A 20836-nucleotide genomic window follows, 5' to 3' on the forward strand; every position below is an offset into this window, starting at 1 on the left:
TCCGATGCGTCAGTCCCTGCAAAATCTCGGGCTCGTGCAGAAATTGCTCGTGCCGACCGTCCTTACCGTCCTGCTCTGCCTCGGGATTGTCAGCGCCGGTACCTATGCCCTTTCCAGTCTCAACCAGGCCTCCAACGTGGTCATCGACCGCGATGCCGCCGGGCTGGTTGCCGTGCTGGAAATGCAGGAGGCGCTCTATTCCGCGGCCGACAAGGAAAAGGCCGCCATCCTCGCGGACGACGCCAAGACGGTTGAAGAGGCCGGCGCCGCGCTGGAAGAAGAGCTGCAGACGGTCGATGAGTCGCTCGCCACCCTGCGCGGTCTCGCGATCAACGCGGAGGAGCGCAAGCTGATCGAGACGGCGGCGGAAGGTGCCGCCAACTACCGCAAGCTGGTCGGCGAGGTGATGAGCCTTGCCCATGAGCAGAAGGACAGCGAAGCGCTGACCCTGTCTCTCGGAGACGCCTTTGAGGCGCGCGACAGTGCCGACGGCACCGGCGATGATCTGCGCACCATCTATGAAACCGAGCTTTCCGCTGCCAAGGACAACAACGCATCGCTCTACCACACCACGATCATCGCCCTTGTTGGCGGCTCGCTGGTGGGCGTCATCCTTGTTGCCGGCCTGCTGCTGTGGATCGGCGTCATCCAGGTTGCCCGCCCGCTGCGTGGCATGACCCGCATCATGAACGAGCTTGCCGACGGCCATATCGAGATCGCCATTCCGGATACGGAGCGTCGTGACGAGGTCGGGCAGATCGCCGATGCCGTCCGTGTGTTCCGCGACAATGCCCGCAAGGTTGAAGAGCTGCAGCGCGCCAAGGCGGCAGAGGATGAAGCCGCCCGCGCCCGTCAGGCCGAACTCAACAGCCTTACCAAGCGCCTTGCCGAGAGCATCGGCGCCGTCGCCAGCCGCATCCTCACCGCCGCCTCGCGCATGAAGGACGCCTCCCAGGTCACCATCCGGGCGGCCCATGAAGCCGGCGAGCGCTCAGGCGCCGCATCCAGCGCTGCCCTTCAGGCCTCCGGCAACGTGCAGGCTGTAGCCGGCGCCGCTAACGAGCTCTCCGCCGCCATCAACAGCATCAGCCAGCAGGTCTCACATTCCAGCGCCGTGACCAGCCGCGCGGCAGAAGAGGCGGAGCGCACGCGCTCGACCGCCGAAGGCCTCGCCGGGGCAGCACAGAAAATCGGCGACGTTGTTGAACTCATCAACGCCATCGCCGGCCAGACCAACCTCCTGGCGCTGAACGCCACCATCGAGGCCGCCCGCGCCGGTGAAGCCGGCAAGGGCTTTGCCGTCGTGGCCAGCGAGGTCAAGAACCTCGCCTCGCAGACCGCCCGGGCCACCGAAGAAATCGGCGCCCATATCAGCGCCATCCAGCAGGCAACGGGCGGCGTGGTCGGTGCTATCGACGAGATCGGCACGGTGATCGGCGAGATGTCGCAGATCGCCGGGAACATCGCCGGCGCCGTCGAACAACAGGGCAGCGCGGTGGAAGAAGTCTCCCGCAATGTGCACGACGCCAGCCGCGACACCCGCGCTGCCAGCGACAGCATCGGCGCGATTGACCAGACCACCCGCCAGACCGGCGATGCTGCCCGCCAGATCGGCGAAATCAGCGCCGACCTCGCCAGGGACGCAGAGCTGCTGAGCAGCGAACTCAAGCAGTTCCTCGCCCGCTCGCAGGCCGCCTGATCAAGGCCGTTCTGTTCCGCCGGGTGGCCATTTCCGGCCCCCCGGCGCACGGCTCAAGCACACCCTTTGCCGACGCCCCGCCGGCGCGGTATTCTGGGCGGGCAAATACGCTTGAGCTGCAAGAATGAGATTACGTCTGGCCTATCTTGAAGCCGCCCTGGCCCTGGCAGTCGCCTGGGCCATGGTCTTCGTCGTGCCGGTACGCTGGACCCTGCCACTCTTCGGGACGGCGCGAAAAAGTGTGGACGATGCGTCGTCTTCGCAGCCGCTCTCTCCTGCCGAAATGGCCCGGGCGCGGGGCGTCGCCGTGTTGCTGAACCGGATGGACAGGCGCCTGCCCTGGCACAACACCTGCCTCGTGCGGGCGCTTGCCGGACGGATGATGCTGGCCCGGCGAGGAATCCGGGGCGGAGTGGTCCGCTTCGGTGTCGGGTTTGAGGGCGGGAAGCTTGCTGCCCACGCCTGGCTGATACTGGCCGATGTTACGCTTTTGGGCGGCGCCGAAGCCGGCGATTTCAAACCGCTGGCGGATCTCACCTGAGGCTCCGGTTTGTCCCGATATCACCACCTGCGCTTTGAACCGCCCTCGAAGCTGGCAAGCGATCCCGTCTGGCCTTCCGGCTTCCGCCTCGCCCCGTTTACGCCGGACCGCGCCCGGGAAATGCACTCCCTCTTTGCCGAAGCCTATCGTCATGGCGGGGGTTCGGTCGGCCCCTTCGAGGACTGGTGGCAAGCGACCCGCAGCGACAGCGAGTTCGACCCGGCTTTATGTTTTCTGGTGGAAGATGCCGATGCCCGGCTGGCCGCCGCTGCGCTCTGCTGGACCAGTGCCTTCGTAAAGGACATTGCGGTGCGCGAAGATTGCCGCCGCCACGGTCTTGGGCGAGCGCTGCTCACCCATATTGCAGCGACCTTTCACGCGCGCGGCTTCCACGCCATCGAGTTGAAGGTCGAGAAAGACAACCCCTCCGGCGCCGTCGCTTTCTATCAGCGGTTTGGCTTCATGCCGAAGGGCGAAGCCGGGTGGGATTGAGGCAGTTGTTGCACGGGGCTTGACGGCACCGTGCTCCGGGGCGCAGGAAACCGCCAATTTCCGCCCGCTGTCCCAGGCAGCGGCGCCAGACCGGAGCTCTCCCTATGTCCCATACCGACCTCACCGCGCACCTGACCCAGCTGGGCGGCGCCAGCAAGCTGCCGAACTCGCCGGAAGAAGCCGTGCTGGAACGCGTGCCGAACCCTAACCCCGGCACGCCCTATCTCGTGCGCTTCGCCTGCCCGGAATTCACCTCGCTCTGCCCGGTGACCGGCCAGCCCGACTTCGCCCACATCGTCATCGATTATGTGCCGCGCAACTGGCTGGTTGAATCCAAGTCGCTGAAGCTCTTCATGGGCTCCTTCCGCAACCACGGTGCTTTCCATGAGGCCTGCACGGTGCAGATCGGCCTTCGCTTGCAACAGGAACTGGACCCGCTCTGGATCCGCATCGGCGGTTACTGGTATCCGCGCGGCGGCATTCCCATCGATGTTTTCTGGCAGTCGGGCGCCACACCGGAAGGCATGTGGATCCCCGATCAGGGCGTGCCGCCCTATCGCGGACGCGGCTGAGACCGCAGCCGGATACAGGCTCCACTTTCAACAATTCCCCGGGCTGCACGGTCCGGGGAATTGTCTTCTTGATTTGGAAGAGATCACTTCCTATTATGGTCCCCGTCAGCGCCACTGGATATCGACCATGCCATCCCGCCCCTCTTCCGCACCCGCTCGCAGCCCGGGCCGCCCGCGTGAGTTCGACACCGGGGCGGCGCTCGACGGCGCCATCCGCATCTTCACCCGCAACGGGTATCACGCCACCTCGCTCAGCGAGCTCACCGCAGCGATGAACATCGCCGAAGGCAGCCTTTACAAGGCCTTTACCAACAAGCGCGGCGTCTTCGATGCCGCGCTCGACCGCTATATCCAGCTGCGTATCGACCGGCTTGCCGACGGCCTGGCGAAGGCCCGCAACGGGCATGAAAAGGTGGCGACCATCCTCTCGCTTTATGCCGACTACAGCCAGGGCGAGGATGGACTTCTCGGTTGCCTTGTCGTTGGCAGCGCGGTCGATCTCGCAAGCTCCGAGCCCGACCTTGCAGCGCGGCTGAAAGCCGTCCTCGCCAGCCACGAGAAGCGGCTGCTGGAAAGCCTTGAGGAAGGCCAGGCCGATGGGTCCGTCGCCTCTGACATTGATGCCGGGGCAACGGCAAGGCTGCTGCTTTGCCTGATGCAGGGCATGAGGGTTCTCGGCAAAACCGGGCGCAGCCGCGCGGAGATGGCAAGCCTCGTGAGCGAGGCATTGCGGCTGCTGGATTAATTTTTTTGCACAATTAGGAAGCATTCACTTCCTTTCTTTTCCCAAAAAAGCAGGCTCTCCCATGACGCACATGACCATTCCGACCGGCTCCGCCGACAGCTCCCAGCCATGGCAACCCGGCCCCTTCTGGAAGATTTTTTCCCGCCGCAGCGTCCGTCTTCCGGACGTCCACCTGAATTTCGTCGAAGGCGGCGCGGGCGAGCCACTGCTGCTCATCCCGGGCTGGCCACAGAGCTGGTACACATGGCGACACGTGATGCCGTTGCTGGCCCAGGCCGGGCGCCGTGTGATCGCACTCGACCCCCGCGGGCTTGGAGATTCTTCCCGCCCGGCAGGCGGCTACGACCTTGGCACCGTCGCCGGCGATATCCGGCAGTTCATGACCGCTCTCGGGATCGACGGGGCTGGTCCGGTAGATGTCGCGGGCCACGATATCGGCGCCTGGATCGGCTATGCGCTGGCAGCGGAGCATCCGGATGCAGTGCGCCGGCTGGCCGTCTTCGATTCCGCGCTTCCCGGCATCTCCGAGCCGCCGCCTCCCGGCATTCCGGCGCAGGACGCGAATGTGAAGACCTGGCATTTCGGCTTCAACCGCCTGGACGACCTGCCTGAAATCCTGCTTGCCGGCCGCGAACGCGAGTTCCTGTCCTGGCTCTTCGCCGCCAAGGCCACCCGACGAGAGGCGATCGCGCCCGACGATCTTGCCGAGTATGTGCGTGTCAACTCGCTGCCCGGGGCCATCCGGTCAGCGATGGCCTATTATCGCGCGGCGCTGAGCGCTGAAGGTCTGGCGGCGAACCGCCAGCGGGGAACCCGCAAGCTCGCCATTCCCGTTCTGGCCTTCGGGGCCGACAACGGAGTGGGGCTTGCGCTTCTGAACACCATGAAACTGGTTGCCGATAACGTGTCTGGCGGCGTTTTCACCTCCTGCGGCCACTACATGCCGGAAGAGGCACCCCGTGCTGTCGCAGAACAGCTGCTGGGCTTCATGCCGACCTGAGTTTCGCCAAGGCCCCCTGGAAGAACAGCCGGCACGGATACCACCGTGCCGGCTGTTTTTGCGCTCAATCCCGGCGGCGGAACGGATGGCCGAGGCTGGAACCAGCCCCGGCTTATCCCTGCCAGAGTCGCTTCAGGTCGAACTTCGCCATGTCCTGGCAAAGCTCGATGAAGTTCTTCGCTTCCAGATCGATCACCGCCTTGCCCTTTTCGGCTGTGGCGATGCTGGCGTCACCGACGGTGCCGGCGAGGTTCAGGTCCTGCGCCTGCCAGCCGATGGGCACGGTGCCATGGGCGCGCAGATGTTTGAAATCGCGGATGAAGTCGCTCTGCGTCGATTTGAAGTCGATGGCGTGTTCCAGCTTCACCAGATCCGGCCGGAAATGCAGCATCATCGAGGTTTCGATGTCACCGCCATGGATGCCGACCCGCAGCTCCTCTTCCGAGAACATGCCTTCCGGCAGGCCAAGGCGCGTCCAGGCTGTTGGCACCACCATCATGCCGTGGCGTACACGCAGCTCGCGCGCCACCACATCAAGGATCGGCACATTGCCGCCGTGGGAATTGATGAGGATGAGTTTTTTGACGCCGGCGCGATAGACACTTTCCCCCAGTTCGATCAGCAGCTGCGTCAGCGTCTGCCAGGAAAGGGTAAGCGTGCCCGGAGAGGCAATATGCTCATTGGATTTGCCCACCGCCTGATCGGGCAGGAAGGTCACCGGCAGGTCCGCGGGCAGCAGCTCCAGCACGCGGCTTACCATGCCACGGGCAATGCAGGTGTCGGTATAGACCGGCAAATGCGGCCCGTGCTGCTCGATGGCGCACACCGGCAGCACGGCAATCCAGCCGCTGGTGTCATTATCCGCGAAGTCCCGCGTGGTCATTTCGTGCCAGTAGCGCTTGGGCAGCATCGGCTCGTTCCTGTCCTGCTGTTCGGTTTGTCTTTTGGAAAATCTTTATGCGCCCGCCAGCGGCGGGGCGGCGGCCAGCACTTCCACCTCGACCAGAAATTCCGGCCGGGTAAAGCCGGTGACGATCATCAGTGTGGAGGCTGGCGGCGGGCTGCCGGTAAAGCGGTCACGCGCCGCCATATACCCTTTCATATGCTCGCGCGCCGTCACATAGGCATTGATGCGCACCATGTCGCCGAGCCCCATGCCAGCGGATTTCAGCACCGCCTCGACATTGCGGAAACACAGCTCCGTCTGCGCCTCAACCCCTTCGGGGATCTGATCTTCCGGCGAAATGGCAAGCTGGCCCGAACAGAGCAGCATTCGCCAGCCGGGCGGAACTTCAACGCCATAGCTGTAGCGGCCAAAGGGCGGGCGGATATCGGGCGGGGTCAGATGGCGCATGGCGGCTCGTACCGGCGGCGAGGATTTGGATTTGCCAGACACTAGGCCCGGCTTCCGACCGCTTGCAAGCGCCTCTGGCGGACTTTTGGGCACTGCCGCTTCCCGCGCCAGCAGGTGCCCATTTTTTATTCATGACTAGACAAATAGGACGAGTGTCCATAGCGGGATTCAATGCCGTTCTGCGGGCCATGCCGCGACGCAGCATCTGGCACACCTCTTGCGCCTCATGACGTCTGTTGACCTTGCCGGGAGGGGGCATCCTGCCCGCCGGCGCATCCATCGCAAGCAGCCCCGGGGCCGGCTGAAACCGGCCAGACAGAAACGAGGGCTCGAACAGTCAAGAGGCGGAGAAAAACATGAAATTGTTGAAGCCCGTTTCCGGTCAACCGCTCGTGAGCAAGCCCGTTATCGCCGCGCTCATCAGCGCCGTGGTGACCGCGGGCATGGCCATGCCTGCCCTGGCGCTGGACAAGGTCAAGTTCGGCACCAACTGGCTCGCCGAGCCGGAGCATGGCGGTTATTACCAGGCCGTGGCCGATGGCACCTACGCCAAGTACGGGCTCGATGTGACCATCGTGCCGGGCGGCCCGCAGGCGGCCAACCGCCAGCTGCTGCTCGCCGACCAGATCGACTTCTATATGGCGGGTGACCTGCTCGGCTCCCTCTCCGCGCTGGAGCAGGACATTCCGGTGGTCGAGGTTGCGGCGATCTTCCAGAAAGATCCGCAGATGCTGATGGCCCACCCGGATACCGGCATCGAGAAATTCACCGACCTTATCAAGGTGCCGTCGATCTTCATGGGCAAGGACGGTTATGCCTCCTACTTCCAGTGGATGAAGGCGGCCTTCCCGGGCTTCAGCGATGCGCAGTACAAGCCCTATACCTTCAACGTCGCCCCCTTCCTGGCCGACAAGAACTCGGTCCAGCAGGGTTACGTGACCTCCGAGCCGTTTGCGGTTGAAACCCAGGGCGGCTTCAAGCCCAAGATCTTCCTGCTCGCCGACCAGGGCTGGGGCACCTATTCCACCCTCATCGAGGCCAAGCTGCCCTTCGTGCAGCAGAAGCCCGAGCTGGTGCAGCGCTTCGTCGATGCCTCCATCATCGGCTGGTACAACTACCTCCATGGCGACAACAAGGCCGCCAACGAAGCGATCAAGAAAGACAATCCGGACATGACGGATGAGCAGATCGCCTTCTCGCTCAAGACGATGAAGGAATTCGGTCTGGTTGAATCCGGCGATGCGCTGAAGGGCGGCATCGGCTGCATGACCGACGAACACGTCAAGACCTTCTACGACCAGATGGTCACCGCCGGCGTCATCAAGGCGGGCGGCGATTACAAGAAGGTCTTCACCAGCCAGTTCGTCTGCAAGGGCGTCGGCATGAAGTAACGACCTTCCGGGGCACCCCGCCCGGTACGGCACGAGCGCCCTTGAGAGCGCGGCATCGGCCGGGCGGGGATTTTTTCCGGGAGCCTTCCTCCCGGGACATTTTCAAGGTTCCCTTACGAGATCGGGTCTCAAGGACGTGACATTCACCGCCTCCCCCGCCGGCATGCCGGCGCCGGCCCGGCCGCTGGTTTCCCTGCGGTCAGTCTCCAAAACCTTCTCCAACGGCACGCTTGCCCTCGAGCACATGTCGCTCGATATCGGGCAGGGAGAGTTCGTCAGCCTGCTCGGGCCCTCGGGCTGCGGCAAATCCACGGCGCTGCGCATCATCGCCGGCCTCGGCGCCCCCTCCTCCGGCAGCCTCGACTGGCCGACCAGCATGCATGACGCCACCGGCAAGGCCGAGCCGGAGGTGAGCTTCGTTTTCCAGGAACCCACCCTGATGCCGTGGGCAACGGTTTACGAAAATGTCTGGCTGCCGCTGCGCCTGCGAGGCATCAGCAAGAAGGCTGCCGCCTCCGACGTGCGCGAGGCGCTTGCCATGGTGGGCCTCGAAAAATTCGAGACCGCCTATCCGCGTGAGCTTTCCGGCGGCATGAAGATGCGCGTTTCCATCGCCCGCGCCCTCGTCACCCGGCCGCGCCTCCTGCTGATGGACGAGCCTTTTGCCGCGCTTGACGAGATCACCCGCTTCAAGCTCAACAACGACCTTCTTACCTTGTGGGAGAAGTTCGGCTGGACGGTCATCTTCGTCACCCATTCGGTGTTCGAGAGCGTCTATCTCTCAAGCCGCATCGTGGTGATGGCCGCAAGGCCCGGCCGCGTTTTCACCGACATGGGGGTGGAGGCACCCTATCCGCGCGGCGATGAATTCCGCACCAGCACCGTTTATAATGATTGCTGCCGCCAGGCATCCGACGCGCTGGATGCGGCCATGAACGCGAGTGTTCCGGCATGAGCGAGATCCTGCCCGCCCCCGCCAGCAGTGCGACCTCCTCCGGCAGCGGTTTCCGCCGCGCGCTCGGCCTCGTCTTTTCGCCCACGCTGGTGCGCATCCTCGTGCCGGTTTTGATGCTCTTCCTGCTGCTGGCGGTCTGGCAGTGGTATGTCGTCGCCCACAAGGTGCCGCCCTATATCCTGCCCTCGCCCGTTCTGGTGGCGAATGCGCTGGTGAAGGACTGGCCGATCCTGGGCGCCGCGCTGGTCGTCACGCTCAAAATCACCTTCACCGCCCTTATCCTGGCGCTGGTGGGCGGTGTGGCGCTTGCCATCCTTATCTCCCAGTCGAAATGGGTGGAGCTGGCGATCTACCCCTATGCCGTTATCCTTCAGGTCACGCCCATCGTCGCCATCTCGCCGCTCATCATCATCTATACGCCCAGCACGCAGGTAGCCCTGCTCATCTGCGCCTGGATCGTCGCCTTTTTCCCTGTGCTCTCCAACACGGCGCAGGGGCTTAAATCGACCGACCACAATCTGCTCAATCTCTTTGAGCTTTATCGTGCCAGCCGCTGGCAGACCCTGTTCTGGCTCAGGATCCCGGCGGCCCTGCCCTATTTCCTTGCCGGCCTGCGCATTGCCGGCGGCCTTGCGCTGATCGCCGCGGTGGTAGCCGAGTTTGCCGCCGGGTCCGCCGGCTCCGGCTCGGGCCTCGCCTTCCGCCTGCTGGAAGCGCAGTTCCGCCTCAATATCCCGCGCCTCTTCGCTGCCCTTATCCTGCTGTCGGTCACGGGCGTGCTGATCTTCTTTGCCACCAGCCTCGTTTCCCATTTGCTGCTCCGCAAATGGCATGAAAGCGCCCTGCGCCGGGAGAATTAAGACAAGTGATTGATTTTGTGCGCATTCCCGACGCAAGACGCTACCGCCTTGCCAATGCCACCGCCCCGGCCTCCTGCCTTCCCGCCGCCCTTGCCACCTCTGGCGGCGCCGGCGGGCTGACGGGCATCGACCTTATCGTCGATGGTGCGATGATAGAACGCATCACCCCGGCGGGCGGTACGGCCTCGGAAGACCTGCCGACGGTCGATCTTGATCGTGGCATGGTGTGGCCGGCCTTCGTCGACATGCACACCCATATCGACAAGGGCCATATCTGGCCGCGCAAACCCAACCCGGATGGCAGTTTTGAGGGGGCGCTGAACGCGGTAGGTGCGGACCGCGAGGCACGCTGGAGCGCCAGCGATGTTGCCCGCCGCATGGATTTTTCCCTGCGCTGCGCCTGGGCCCATGGCACCCGCCTGCTGCGCACGCATCTGGACAGCCTTGCCCCGCAGCACGGCATTTCCTGGCCGGTTTTCTCGGAAATGCGCTCGCAGTGGAAAGGCCGGGTCGATCTGCAGGCCGCCTGCCTCGTTCCCATCCATTTCATGGTCGATGATGCCTTCTTTGCCGACATTCTCGGCACGGTAAAGCGCCATGCCGGCGTGCTGGGCGCCGTCACCTTCATGGTGCCGGAGCTGGATGCCGGGCTCGACCGCATGATGAAGGCCGCCACCGAAGCCGGTCTCGATCTCGATTTCCATGTCGACGAGACGCGCGACCCCTCGGCCCGCTCGCTGCGCCATATTGCCGATGCGGCACTGCGCAACCATTTCACCGGGCATATCACTGTCGGCCATTGTTGCTCGCTTGCCATGCAGGGCGAGATGGAGGCCGAGCGCACGATGGATCTGGTGGCCAAGGCCGGCATCTCCGTCGTCTCCCTGCCCATGTGCAACATGTATCTGCAGGACCGCGTGGCCGGCCGCACCCCGCGCTGGCGCGGCATTACCCTGCTGCATGAACTGAAGCAGCGCGGCGTTACCGTTGCCGTTGCCTCCGACAATACACGCGACCCGTTCTACGCCTATGGCGACCTCGACATGGTCGAGGTTTTCCGCGAAGCAGTGCGCATCTGCCATCTCGACCACCCCTTTGGCGACTGGCCCTCCATCGTTACCGCCAATCCTGCCATCATGATGCGCCGGCCCGATTGCGGCCGCCTGCGCCCGGGCGCCGGGGCCGACCTTGTGCTGTTCCGCGCCCGCGGCTGGTCCGAACTGCTGGCCCGCCCGCAGGCCGATCGCGTGGTGGTGCGCGAAGGCCGCGCCATTGACCGTACCCTGCCCGATTACCGGGAACTCGACGATCTGATGGATGTCGCGTGATGACTGACCTGACCGCCCTCAAGGCCGCTCTCGATGGCATCGAGATGGAGGATAACCCCCGCCTCGTGAAGCAGAAGAGCCGCGACTTCTTCTGGTATTCCCCCATCCTTAAAGAGCAGCTCGACCATGTGAGCGGCGAGCTGCTGGTGACCCCGCGCACCGAGGCCGAGGTTATCCGCGTGCTGAAGGCCTGCTTCGAGCTTGGTGTGCCGGTTACCCCGCGCGGCTCCGGCACCGGCAATTACGGGCAGGCCATGCCGCTGTCGGGCGGCGTGGTGCTCAGCCTGTCGGCGATGAACGCCGTCAAGGAAATCGCCCCCGGTCGCGTGCTGGTGGAAGCGGGCGCCCTGCTCTCCAAGATCGATATCGCCACCCGCGCCCATTCCGGTCAGGAGCTGCGCCTGCACCCTTCCACCTACAAGACCTCCACCGCCGCCGGTTTTGTCGCCGGCGGCTCGGGCGGTGTCGGCTCCATCCGCTGGGGGGGCCTGCGCGATCTTGGCAATGTGCTGAAGCTGCGCATCGTCACCATGGAAGCCGAGCCGCAGATCATCGAACTGACCGGCGAGGAGGTACAGAAGGCTGCCCATGCCTATGGCACCAACGGCATCATCACCGAGGTCGAGCTGCCGCTGACCGCTGCCTATGACTGGCAGGACGTGCTGATCGGCTTTGACAATTTCGAGGCTGCCGCCCGGTTCGGCGATGCGCTCGGCAATCAGGACGGCATGCTCCTCAAGGAGATCGCCCCCATCGCCGCGCCGGTGCCGCATGATTATTTCCTGAAGCACCAGCGCTTCATCCGCCGCGACCAGTCCGTCGTCATCGTGATCGTCGCGCCGCATTCCATGGATGCGCTGATGGCCTTCACCCGCCGCCACAAGGGCGAGGTGCTTTTCCGCACCGATACGGCAACGGCGGAGGAAAAGCGTGGGTTGCCGCCGGCCTATGAGCTGGCCTGGAACCACACCACGCTGCTCGGCCTGCGTGTCGATCCCACCATCACCTATCTCCAGGTGCTCTACCCGTTCCCGAACCAGATCGAGCGGGCGATGAAGATGGTGAAGATCTTCGGCGACGAGGTGCCGGCCCATCTCGAATTCGTGCGCTTTGACGGCAACATCACCTGCTTCGGCCTGCCCATCGTGCGTTACACCACCCCCGGGCGGCTGGAGGAGATCATCCGCATCCACGAGGATAATGGCTGCCCGATCTTTAACCCGCACCGCTACACGCTGGAAGAAGGCGGCATGAAGCAGACCGACGAGGTGCAGTTGGCCTTCAAGCGCCAGGCGGACCCCAAGGGCCTGCTTAATCCGGGCAAAATGATCGGCTGGGAAAATCCCGATTTCGATTTTTCGAGCCAGACGACCTATCTCTTCCCCGGCCTCAAGGCGGCGGGCTGACCCGGAAATCCGGCAAAGGGCGAAGGAGACGGAGGCAGCAGATGCGTGTTCTGGTGATCTTCGCCCATCCGGTGGCTGAAAGTTTCGGCGGTGCGCTTCACCGCACGGTGGTGGAAGCGCTGACAGCTGCCGGCCACGAGGTCGATGACTGCGACCTTTATGCCGAGGATTTCCAGCCGGTGCTGACCCGGCAGGAACGGCTCGACTATCACAATCTCGCGGCCAACCGGCAGCCGGTGGAAAGTTACGTGCAGCGGCTGGAGCGTGCCGAGGCGCTGGTGCTTGTGCACCCGGTCTGGAACTACGGCTTCCCGGCCATCCTCAAGGGCTATTTCGACCGGGTGTTTCTGCCCGGTGTTTCCTTCAAACTGGAGAACGGCGCCGTCTCGCCCAATCTCCAGCACATCACAAAACTGGCCGCTATCGTCACTTACGGCGGCACCCGCTGGCGCACCTTCCTGATGGGCAACCCGCCCCGGCGCCTTTTCATGCGCATGCTGCGCGCGCTGGTAAAACCCTTCGCCCCGGTAAAATTTCTGGCGCTCTATGACATGAACAATGTGGGCGAAGGGCAGCGGCAGGCTTTTCTGGAACAGGTGCGCAGGCAAATGGCAAACTTCTGAGAGGCAGATGCCGCAAGCCGCCCAGAGGGTTCCAGCGTGCCGACACTTGTTTCTTTTTCGGGGCTTCCTGGGACCGGAAAAAGCACAATAGCCCGCCAGCTTTCGGCAAGGACGGGGGCCGTCTATCTGCGGATCGACGAAATAGAGGTCGCCATTCTGGCACTTAACCCCGGGCAGGAGGCGGGGCCGGAGAGTTATCAGATCGCGGCTGCGCTTGCCGCCTCCAATCTGGAGCTGGGGCACACCACCATCATCGACTGCGTAAACCCGTGGGACGTTACGCGCGAGCTTTTCACTTCTGCCGCCACACGAGCGGGCACCCATTTGCTGCGCGTGGAAATCCTCTGCTCCGACACGCGGGAGCACCGGCGCCGTGTTGAAAGCCGGGAAGCCGATATCCCCGGCCTGATCCAGCCCGACTGGCAAAAAGTGCTCAACCGCAGTTACTCCCCCTGGCTTGAGGCAGAGCTGAGGATTGATACGGCATCCACATCGGCAGACCACGCCGTTGCCGCCATCGCAGCGCGCTTGGGAGACTGGTGATACCGGCTGTCCGGCCTTCCTGATCTTCTGCCCATCAAGATAGTTGACTAGGAAACAATATGTGATAGTTTCCTAGTCAACAAACAGGATCGTTCCATGCCCGATACTCCCCTCTCCGCCCTTGAGACCCATCTCGGCTACTGGCTGCGCATGGTCTCCAATCAGGTCTCACACCGCTTCGCCCTCAAGGTGGAGGCAATGGAGGTGACGGTGGCCGAGTGGGTGATGCTGCGCGAACTTTACGAAGTGCCCGCCATGGTGCCGAGCCAGCTGGCCGGGAAGCTGGATTTGACCCGCGGCGCCATCTCCAAACTGGCCGACCGGCTGGAAAACAAGGGCCTCGTCACCCGCACCGCCGATGAGACGGACAAACGCTCTCACACCCTCGCCATCACCGGCGCCGGGCGGGAACTGGTGCCGCAGCTGGCGGCACTGGCCGATGAAAATGATGCTCTCTTCTTCGGCCACCTGAGCGCCGGGGAACGCCAGACCTTGCTGGACATCCTCGGAAAAATCACCCGGCAGACCGGCATCCGCACGCCGCCGACCGGATAAGCCGCACGTCCATCCTCCCGATGAACCCTGACCACACCGCCTGCCGATGCAGGCGGCAATGCCGCCCTGTGGCCAGACAATGGAGCCCGAACGAGATGAACACCCACATCCCCGCCCTGCCCGAAGCCGCCCGCGCCGCGATACACGCCTGCACCACAGGATCGGACGAAGAACGCCTGAGCTTTCCCGAAGTCATCGGACAGCTGAGAGCTGCCGGGGTCGAGCGTTATCACGCCGATCTGATGCGGAATGAAAAGACCTATTATCTGCCGGATGGCACCAGCCTCACACTCGCTTGCCATCCGCTTGCAAGCCCGGTGGCTCGGCAGTTTTCAGCTGCCGGCGTCGAGGCGGCCGTACGCTCTGTGCAGGCCGGGCTGATCAAATATCGCGCTTTCTGCACCCTTATCGCCGAGGCCGGCTGCGCCGGATATCTGGTCTCCCTCAGCGGCCGCCGGGCGGTCTATTATGGCCGCCGCGCCGAAATGCATGTCGAACTTTTCCCGCCGGCGCCCTGATCTCTCCCGCACTGCCCCGATCAGCCCCGGAACCTGAAGACAGAAGGAAATCACCATGCTGGACCATATCGGCCTGCGCACCCGTCAGCCCGCCGCGATGATGAGTTTCTACGACAAGGCGCTGGCGCCGCTGGGATACGCCAAACAGATGGATTTTGGCGACGTGGCCGGCTACGGCACGCCGCAGCACCCGGCGCTGTGGATCGGCGCCGCCGATGAGGCAACATCCCCGCTGCATATTGCGCTGGCGGCAGAAACCCGTGCCGCGGTGGATGCTTTTTATGCTGCCGCTCTTGCCGCCGGGGCGAAGGATAACGGGGCGCCGGGGCTGCGCCCCGACTATCACCCCAACTATTACGGCGCCTTCGTCATCGATCCCGACGGGCACAATCTGGAAGCGGTCTGCCACCTGCCCGAATAAGCGACGCCTCGCGGTCCGCCATCCTCAGTTGGCCACCACCCAGCCATCCGAGGCTTTCAGCATCTTCACATTGCTGGTGGTGGCCGTATGGCCGGGCAGCGCCACGGTCACCACCACGATGTAGGAGCCATCGGGCTGCCCGGTCTTCTTGCCGACACCGATGACGGCGGCGTCGAGCGTCTTTTGCGTCTCGGCCTCTACCTCACCCTTGCCGCCGCCCTGGCCGGTGAGGGTGTGGAAGAAGGAGAGCACCGTCTTTTCCCCGCGCACCTGGCTGGCAAGGTCTGCCCGCACTGCCTTTTCGACATCGCTGTCGCTCGGTGCGCAGGCCGCAAGCAACAGGGCGGCAGCAAGGGCGGGAAGAAGAGTCCTGAGCTTCATTGTCCGGAGATCCTTAAAGTGCGGCAAGGGCCGCCTTGATGCGGGAGACTTCATCGCGGCTGGTGCGCCGGCGCTCGAGCGGAGCAAAACCGAACTCACGCACCCGTCCTTCCGCTTCCGGCAGGATGAGGGAGGCTGAGGCGTGGATTTCCTTGACGCCCGTTGCCGCCACCAGCGTTGCGGCATTGATCGGCCGCACGCCCGCGCCCGGCATGATGGAAATGCGCCCGCCCGCACGGCTGCTAAGGGCATAGAGCAATTCCGTCGCCTGCGTGGCGGAGCGGGCCTGGCCGGAGGTAAGGATGCGCTCGAAGCCGAGTTCCACCGCCTCTTCCAGCGCGGCGAACGGGTCGGGCGTCAGGTCGAAGGAGCGGTGCAGCGTGGTGCCCATGCCTTCGGCCCGGCGCTTGAGCCGGGCCAGCACCTCGATATCCAGCGTGCCATTTTCGCGGTTGGCACCAAGGACGACACCGGCAAGCCCTGCAGCCCGGGCGGCATCGATATCCGCCTCCATCATCGCCACCTCCACCGGGCTGAAGGTGAAGTCACCCCCACGCGGGCGGATCATGGCGTAGGAAGGGGCGCTCTGCCGGGCGGCAAAACCCATGAGGCCGGGGCCCGGCGTCATCCCGCCCAGTTCCAGCGCCGAGCACAACTCGATACGGTCGGCGCCGCCGGCAATCGCCTCGTCGATGCTCTCGGCAAGGTCGACGCACACTTCCAGACGGATCATTCCGGTTTTCCTTTATCAGAACTGGCCATCAGAACCTGCAACAGGGCTTGCACCCTGCCATTCCTGCGCACCGAGTACGGCAGCGCCGATAAGTCCGGCATCGCCGCCCAGCGTCGCCGGCACCACCAGCGGCGCCGCAAGCCGTCGCAGGATGCGCATACGCACAGCCTCATCCAGCAAGGTAATGAGCCCCGGCTCGCCGGAAAGCCCCCCGCCTACAGGAATAATCGACGCACCGACCACATTGACCACCAGCGCCAGCGGATCCGCCAGCACATCGCGCCAGCCATGGATGGTGCGGGTGGCAACCACCTCGCCGACCTTCCAGCGCTCGACGATCTGCTGGCTGGCCAGCCGCTCGCCGCTCAGCACCTCATGCAACCGTTCAAGACCGCGCGCGCCGCCAACGGCATCAAGGCAGCCCACCTGCCCGCAGCCGCAGCCGAGCCGCGCGCTGACCGGCCCGTCGGCACCGGCCACCATGCCGGCAACCGGCCCGTGGCCCCACTCGCCGGTAATGCCGCCCGCCCCGCGCACCATGCGCCCGTCGACGATCAGCCCGCCGCCAACCCCGGTGCCGAGAATGGCGCCGAAGACGATGCGATGCCCGCGCCCCGCGCCGGCAACCGCCTCGGCCAGGGCAAAACAATCGGCATCATTGGCAACGGAGACCGGGCGGCCAAGGGCCGCGCCCAGTTCCACCGGCAGCCGGTGGCCTTCAAGGCAGGGGATATTGGCAACCGTGGTGGCGTAACCACTGTCGGGGTCGAAGATACCGGCAATGGAAAGCGCCACCGGCGCCCCGGCCGGCACCTCAGCCGCCGCAATCAGCGTGGCGACGGCGCAAACAAAGGCGTCCCAGTCCCGCGCCGGGGTTGCAACCTTGCCACGATAGGTAACCTCGGCCCCTTCGGCAGTGCCGAACTTGATGAAACTGCCGCCCACATCCAGACAACACAGCACTTGTTTTCTAAGGCCCCCTTGCCACCAAAAGCGCGCGAACATATGCACGCTCTATGTTACAACCCTTTGGAAGTAGTTTTCTTTCCCCATTCAAGCATCAGCGCCCGACCCCCGCGAGCAGCATGACACGAAACACCAGGACGCCCGGCATAGCCGACCCGACCAGGCAGCCCACCATCTCCGATGTGGCAGCGCTGGCCGGCGTATCCCGCGCCGCAGCAAGCCGCGCCCTTTCTGCCTCGCCCCGTCCGGTCTCGGCGGAAAAACGCGAGCGCGTGCTGGCTGCCGCCGCCGAGCTTGGTTTCCGCCCCAACATCCTGGCGCAGAGCCTCACGCGCAAGAGCGTCAATCTGGTGGCCGTGCTGGTCAATCACCTGCACGATCTCAGCGACCTCGACCTTTTTGATTCGCTCATCGCCCGCATCCAGGGCAGCGGCAAGCAGGTGATGTTCGTCCGGGTGGGCGATGTGGCGAGCGTGCAGGATTTCCTGCGCGACGGGCTTGCCTACCATGTCGATGCCGCCATCGTCTTTTCCGATTTTGCCGACGCTGCCAGCGTGCGCGAGATGTTCCGCTCCGAGCGGGTGATCATGCTGAACGGCCGCCACGATGCCGAAAGCCCGGCGGTGATCGCCGACGAGGCGGTGGGCATCCATCAGGCCATTTCCCATGCCGCCCGCCAGGGGGTGAAGACGGCGGCGCTGGTGACCGGCCGCTCCTCCTCCCTCGTCGAGCAGGCGCGCATCGGATATTACCGCGCCGCGCTCGGCATCGAGGGCATCCAGCTTATCCGCACCTTCCAGGGCGACTATTCCTATGAAAGCGGCCGGGCTGCTGCTGCTGCCCTGTGCGGGGAACGCTGCGCCGATGCCATCTTCTGCACCTCCGACGCCATGGCGATGGGCCTGCTGGACGTGCAGCGCAAGGACTTCCCCGAAGGGCGCCCCACGCGCTTCCGCCTCTATGGCTATGACGACCTGTCGCTGCTGAGCTTCGAGGCCTATCCGATCTCGTCCATCGGTTATGACCACCGCGCCTTCGTCGATGCCATAATCGCCCACCTCACCGCCTCCGACAGCCGCGTCGGCGGCGTCAGCCACATCGCCACCCGTTTTACCGAGCGGCTGACCGGGTAAAGGCTTCGGCCCGACGTCAATCGACCCAGCAAAAAGGGCCGCACCGGTAACGGGCGGCCCTTTTTTCAGTACCTGAAAGTGCTTACCAGAGCGGATTCAGCTTCGGCGGATTGGCTTCGGCGCCCCACCACTTCTTGTAGTTCTCTTCATAGGCACCCGAGGTGATGTAGTCGGACACGAACATGTCGAGCCAGCGCACGAAATCCGGATCGCCCTTGGCGGCGCCGATGCCGATCGGGTCGTTGGAGTAAAGCTCAGGCAGCGTCTCGAGATCGGCATTCTTGGTCACCACATAGTCGATGAGCGAGCTGTCCTCGATGGCGGCATCGACACGGTGCTGCTGGATGAGCAGCAGCCCGTCCGGCGCGAAATTGTCGGTATAGACCAGCTCGGCCCCCGGCACGGCGCGCTTCAGGAAGGTCTCGCCCGTGGTGCCACGGCCGACGACCACCTTCTTGCCGGAGAGATCAGCAAGGCTCTTGATGCCGGCCGACTTCTGCACGGCAATACGCAGGCCGGCGCGGTTATAGGGGATGGAGAAGCTGACGGTCTTGGCGCGCTCCAGCGTGGCCGACATGTTGGCAATCGCCACGTCGATCTGGCCGGAGACCAGCATGCTCACGCGGGCGTCGCCCGAAACATCGGTGAACTCGTATTTGACGCCCAGCTTCTCGGCGAGGCGCTTGGCCACATCCACGTCATACCCGACGGGATTGTTGGCATCGTCATGGAAACCCACCGGCTCGCCGCCCAGCGACACACCGATGCGCACCACGCCGCGCTGGCGGATATCATCCAGCTTGCCGGCATGGGCCGCGGCAGAAAGGCCGCCCACGGCCAGCGCTGCCACGAGGGCTACAGAAGTGATCAGACGTCTCATCATCTCTCGGCTCTCCTTGTTCGATAACATATTGATGTTATTTTATTATTTTTGCCATGTGCCTTTCAGGGGCGGACATGGAAGGCTGCCAGATCCAGTAGGCGATCTCGCCCGGGCAGCGGAAATTGACGACCTCGTGATTGCCGTGCGCATCGATGGCATGCAGCACCACGCCGGCCAGGAACCCGCCCTTAAGCTCCGCCAGCTCGTCGATGGCAAGCTTCACCGCATCGGCGAGCGAATAGCCGAGCTTCATCGCCAGCACGACGGTGCGGGCAGTGCCGCAGCGCACCGTCATCTCGCCGGTATGGGTGCAGGCGGCGGCGCCGTAGCGGCTGTCGGCATAAAAACCGGCACCGGCAATCGGGCTGTCGCCCAGCCGCCCGGGATATTTCCACGCCCAGCCGGAGGTGCTGGTGGCGCTGTGGATGCCGCCGGCCTTGTCCTGGCCCAGAAATACCGTGGTATCGCGCACCCGCTCGGGGTCGGTGACGGAGCGGCTGAGCGAGGCCAGCGGCAGCTCGGGGAAGCGCTTCAGATCTTCCGGCGAGAGTTCCTTCTCCAGCCGTTCCCACCACACCTTGCGGCTATCCTCGATCAGCGTCTCTTCCGGCTTGAGACCGATTTCAAGCGCAAAACGACGAGCGCCATCCCCGGTCAGCAAGGTATGGGGCAGGCGCCGCATCACCTCGCGCGCCACCTGCGCCGCCGGAATGACATCGCGCAGCGCGCCGACGGCGCCGGTCTCGCGCGTATTGCCATCCATCACGCCGGCATCGAACTCCATGACGCCCAGCATGTTGGGCCAGCCGCCGTAACCGACGCTGCGCACGGTGACTTCCCGCTCCACGCGGCTGATGCCTTCCACCAGCGCATCAAGCCCGTTCTCGCCACGGGCAAGCGCCTCGGCGGACTGGTTGATGCCGGGCCAGGCTTCGGAATTGGCGAGGAGGATCATGATGCCTCGTGTGCGTCGGTTGGGGCCGGGGAGAGAGGGGCTGCCGCTTCCGGCGCCGCCATGCGGGAGAGGAAGCGGGCAATGCGCGGATTGGCGAGGCCGCCCGCCTCGGAAAAGAACTCGGCTGTCGGCAGGTTCACCTCGATGCGGCCCTTCTCCAGAAAGACCACGCGGGTGGAGATGCGCCGGGCAAATTCGATCTCGTGGGTCACGAACAGCATGGTCGTGCCCTCGCGCGCCAGCTGGGCGAGAATGGCCAGCACCTCGGCCGTCATCTCCGGATCGAGCGCGCTTGTCACTTCATCCAGCAGCAGATAACGCGGCTTCATGGCCAGCGCCCGGCAGATGCCCACGCGCTGGCGCTGCCCGCCGGAAAGCTGCGCCGGATAGGCTTCGGCCCTTGCCGCAAGGCCGACACGCTCCAGCAAGGCCCGCGCTTCCGCTTCCACCTCGGCGCGCGGGCGCTTTAGCACCATGGTCGGCGCCAGCATCACATTTTCCAGCGCCGTCATATGCGGGTAGAGGTTGAAGAGCTGGAACACGGTGGCAGAGCGGCGGCGTGCCTCGGCAAGGCCGGCCTTTTCCGCCACATCGAAACCATCCACGGTGATGCGCCCGGCATCCACCGTCTCCAGCCCGTTGATGCAGCGGATGAGCGTGCTCTTGCCCGAGCCACTGGCCCCGAGGATGGAGACAACCTCCCCCGGCGCAATGGCAAGTTCCACCCCGTCCAGCACGGTAGTGCTGCCGAAGTTTTTGCCGACTTTTTCGATGGCGATCAT

25 protein-coding genes are annotated in these 20836 nt (G+C 64.5%); 17 read left to right on the forward strand and 8 right to left on the reverse strand.

Features of this window, described 5'->3' with window-relative positions; translation table 11 throughout:
• Nucleotides 1-4 precede the first annotated feature (4 nt).
• The 6 genes from QTL98_RS22630 (at nucleotide 5) to QTL98_RS22655 (ending at nucleotide 5049) form a co-directional block, all read left to right on the forward strand.
• Nucleotides 5-1699: a methyl-accepting chemotaxis protein gene (locus QTL98_RS22630; RefSeq protein ID WP_445682405.1), complete on the forward strand. Its 1695-nt coding sequence runs from the start codon at nucleotides 5-7 to the stop codon at nucleotides 1697-1699.
• 124 nt (nucleotides 1700-1823) lie between these two features.
• Complete coding sequence (locus QTL98_RS22635; RefSeq protein WP_445682406.1) at nucleotides 1824-2240, forward strand: lasso peptide biosynthesis B2 protein; 417 nt, start codon at nucleotides 1824-1826, stop codon at nucleotides 2238-2240.
• Nucleotides 2241-2249: 9 nt separating this feature from the next.
• The gene (locus QTL98_RS22640) at nucleotides 2250-2732 is read left to right on the forward strand and encodes a GNAT family N-acetyltransferase (RefSeq protein ID WP_445682407.1); all 483 of its coding nucleotides are present in this window, start codon (nucleotides 2250-2252) and stop codon (nucleotides 2730-2732) included.
• 104 nt (nucleotides 2733-2836) lie between these two features.
• Nucleotides 2837-3304 carry a preQ(1) synthase gene (gene queF, locus QTL98_RS22645; protein WP_445682408.1) on the forward strand — a complete coding sequence of 156 codons (468 nt, stop codon included), beginning with the start codon at nucleotides 2837-2839 and terminating at the stop codon, nucleotides 3302-3304.
• Between the two features lie 127 nt (nucleotides 3305-3431).
• A complete protein-coding gene (locus tag QTL98_RS22650; RefSeq protein ID WP_445682409.1) occupies nucleotides 3432-4049 on the forward strand; it encodes a TetR/AcrR family transcriptional regulator in 618 nt (205 codons plus the stop codon).
• Nucleotides 4050-4110: 61 nt separating this feature from the next.
• Nucleotides 4111-5049, forward strand: coding sequence for an alpha/beta fold hydrolase (locus tag QTL98_RS22655; protein ID WP_445682410.1), 939 nt, complete (start codon nucleotides 4111-4113; stop codon nucleotides 5047-5049).
• A 112-nt stretch (nucleotides 5050-5161) separates the two neighbouring features.
• Here the strand turns inward: QTL98_RS22655 and QTL98_RS22660 are convergent, their stop codons facing one another.
• Together QTL98_RS22660 and QTL98_RS22665 are read right to left on the reverse strand one after the other, a co-directional pair.
• Entirely contained in the window at nucleotides 5162-5959 is a 798-nt protein-coding gene (locus QTL98_RS22660) for a creatininase family protein (protein WP_445682411.1), read from the reverse strand.
• Between the two features lie 45 nt (nucleotides 5960-6004).
• The gene (locus QTL98_RS22665; protein WP_445682919.1) at nucleotides 6005-6403 is read right to left on the reverse strand and encodes a RidA family protein; all 399 of its coding nucleotides are present in this window, start codon (nucleotides 6401-6403) and stop codon (nucleotides 6005-6007) included.
• 362 nt (nucleotides 6404-6765) lie between these two features.
• On the opposite strand from QTL98_RS22665, the gene QTL98_RS22670 reads away from it, so the two are divergent.
• From QTL98_RS22670 to QTL98_RS22715, 10 genes are all read left to right on the forward strand, one after another.
• Nucleotides 6766-7794, forward strand: a complete 1029-nt coding sequence (locus tag QTL98_RS22670) for an ABC transporter substrate-binding protein (RefSeq protein WP_445682920.1) — start codon at nucleotides 6766-6768, stop codon at nucleotides 7792-7794.
• Between the two features lie 163 nt (nucleotides 7795-7957).
• Nucleotides 7958-8749, forward strand: coding sequence for an ABC transporter ATP-binding protein (locus QTL98_RS22675; protein WP_445682921.1), 792 nt, complete (start codon nucleotides 7958-7960; stop codon nucleotides 8747-8749).
• Nucleotides 8746-9609, forward strand: coding sequence for an ABC transporter permease (locus QTL98_RS22680; protein ID WP_445682412.1), 864 nt, complete (start codon nucleotides 8746-8748; stop codon nucleotides 9607-9609). Before QTL98_RS22675 ends, QTL98_RS22680 begins: the two co-directional genes overlap by 4 nt.
• A gap of 5 nt (nucleotides 9610-9614) precedes the next feature.
• The gene (locus QTL98_RS22685; protein WP_445682413.1) at nucleotides 9615-10937 is read left to right on the forward strand and encodes a cytosine deaminase; all 1323 of its coding nucleotides are present in this window, start codon (nucleotides 9615-9617) and stop codon (nucleotides 10935-10937) included.
• A complete protein-coding gene (locus QTL98_RS22690) occupies nucleotides 10937-12343 on the forward strand; it encodes an FAD-binding oxidoreductase (RefSeq protein ID WP_445682414.1) in 1407 nt (468 codons plus the stop codon). Before QTL98_RS22685 ends, QTL98_RS22690 begins: the two co-directional genes overlap by 1 nt.
• Before the next feature lie 41 nt (nucleotides 12344-12384).
• The gene (locus tag QTL98_RS22695; protein ID WP_445682415.1) at nucleotides 12385-12966 is read left to right on the forward strand and encodes an NAD(P)H-dependent oxidoreductase; all 582 of its coding nucleotides are present in this window, start codon (nucleotides 12385-12387) and stop codon (nucleotides 12964-12966) included.
• Nucleotides 12967-13002: 36 nt separating this feature from the next.
• Nucleotides 13003-13509, forward strand: a complete 507-nt coding sequence (locus QTL98_RS22700; protein ID WP_445682416.1) for a P-loop nucleotide/nucleoside kinase family protein — start codon at nucleotides 13003-13005, stop codon at nucleotides 13507-13509.
• Between the two features lie 96 nt (nucleotides 13510-13605).
• On the forward strand, nucleotides 13606-14064 hold the full coding sequence (locus QTL98_RS22705) for a MarR family winged helix-turn-helix transcriptional regulator (protein ID WP_445682417.1): 459 nt from the start codon (nucleotides 13606-13608) through the stop codon (nucleotides 14062-14064).
• A gap of 95 nt (nucleotides 14065-14159) precedes the next feature.
• Nucleotides 14160-14582, forward strand: a complete 423-nt coding sequence (locus tag QTL98_RS22710) for a DUF1398 domain-containing protein (RefSeq protein WP_445682418.1) — start codon at nucleotides 14160-14162, stop codon at nucleotides 14580-14582.
• A gap of 55 nt (nucleotides 14583-14637) precedes the next feature.
• Nucleotides 14638-15003: a VOC family protein gene (locus tag QTL98_RS22715; RefSeq protein ID WP_445682419.1), complete on the forward strand. Its 366-nt coding sequence runs from the start codon at nucleotides 14638-14640 to the stop codon at nucleotides 15001-15003.
• A 24-nt stretch (nucleotides 15004-15027) separates the two neighbouring features.
• Here the strand turns inward: QTL98_RS22715 and QTL98_RS22720 are convergent, their stop codons facing one another.
• Genes QTL98_RS22720 through QTL98_RS22730 form a run of 3 tightly spaced genes read right to left on the reverse strand, consistent with a single transcriptional unit; the run spans nucleotide 15028 to nucleotide 17080 of the window.
• Nucleotides 15028-15384 carry a hypothetical protein gene (locus QTL98_RS22720; RefSeq protein WP_445682420.1) on the reverse strand — a complete coding sequence of 119 codons (357 nt, stop codon included), beginning with the start codon at nucleotides 15382-15384 and terminating at the stop codon, nucleotides 15028-15030.
• A gap of 13 nt (nucleotides 15385-15397) precedes the next feature.
• Nucleotides 15398-16117 (reverse strand): copper homeostasis protein CutC, encoded by a 720-nt coding sequence (locus tag QTL98_RS22725; RefSeq protein ID WP_445682421.1) that lies wholly within the window; start codon nucleotides 16115-16117, stop codon nucleotides 15398-15400.
• A gap of 15 nt (nucleotides 16118-16132) precedes the next feature.
• Nucleotides 16133-17080: an ROK family protein gene (locus QTL98_RS22730; RefSeq protein WP_445682422.1), complete on the reverse strand. Its 948-nt coding sequence runs from the start codon at nucleotides 17078-17080 to the stop codon at nucleotides 16133-16135.
• A gap of 122 nt (nucleotides 17081-17202) precedes the next feature.
• Between QTL98_RS22730 and QTL98_RS22735 the strand changes: the two genes are divergently transcribed.
• The gene (locus tag QTL98_RS22735) at nucleotides 17203-18216 is read left to right on the forward strand and encodes a LacI family DNA-binding transcriptional regulator (protein WP_445682423.1); all 1014 of its coding nucleotides are present in this window, start codon (nucleotides 17203-17205) and stop codon (nucleotides 18214-18216) included.
• Between the two features lie 82 nt (nucleotides 18217-18298).
• On the opposite strand, the gene QTL98_RS22740 is transcribed toward QTL98_RS22735, so the two are convergent.
• Genes QTL98_RS22740 through QTL98_RS22750 form a run of 3 tightly spaced genes read right to left on the reverse strand, consistent with a single transcriptional unit; the run spans nucleotide 18299 to nucleotide 20836 of the window.
• Entirely contained in the window at nucleotides 18299-19096 is a 798-nt protein-coding gene (locus QTL98_RS22740; protein ID WP_445682922.1) for a transporter substrate-binding domain-containing protein, read from the reverse strand.
• A 37-nt stretch (nucleotides 19097-19133) separates the two neighbouring features.
• Complete coding sequence (locus tag QTL98_RS22745) at nucleotides 19134-20054, reverse strand: glycosylasparaginase (RefSeq protein WP_445682424.1); 921 nt, start codon at nucleotides 20052-20054, stop codon at nucleotides 19134-19136.
• Nucleotides 20051-20836 (reverse strand): amino acid ABC transporter ATP-binding protein, encoded by a 786-nt coding sequence (locus tag QTL98_RS22750; protein ID WP_445682425.1) that lies wholly within the window; start codon nucleotides 20834-20836, stop codon nucleotides 20051-20053. Before QTL98_RS22750 ends, QTL98_RS22745 begins: the two co-directional genes overlap by 4 nt.

The sequence above is a fragment of the Radicibacter daui genome (assembly GCA_030657355.1).
In the GTDB taxonomy this organism is placed as follows: domain Bacteria; phylum Pseudomonadota; class Alphaproteobacteria; order Radicibacterales; family Radicibacteraceae; genus Radicibacter; species Radicibacter daui.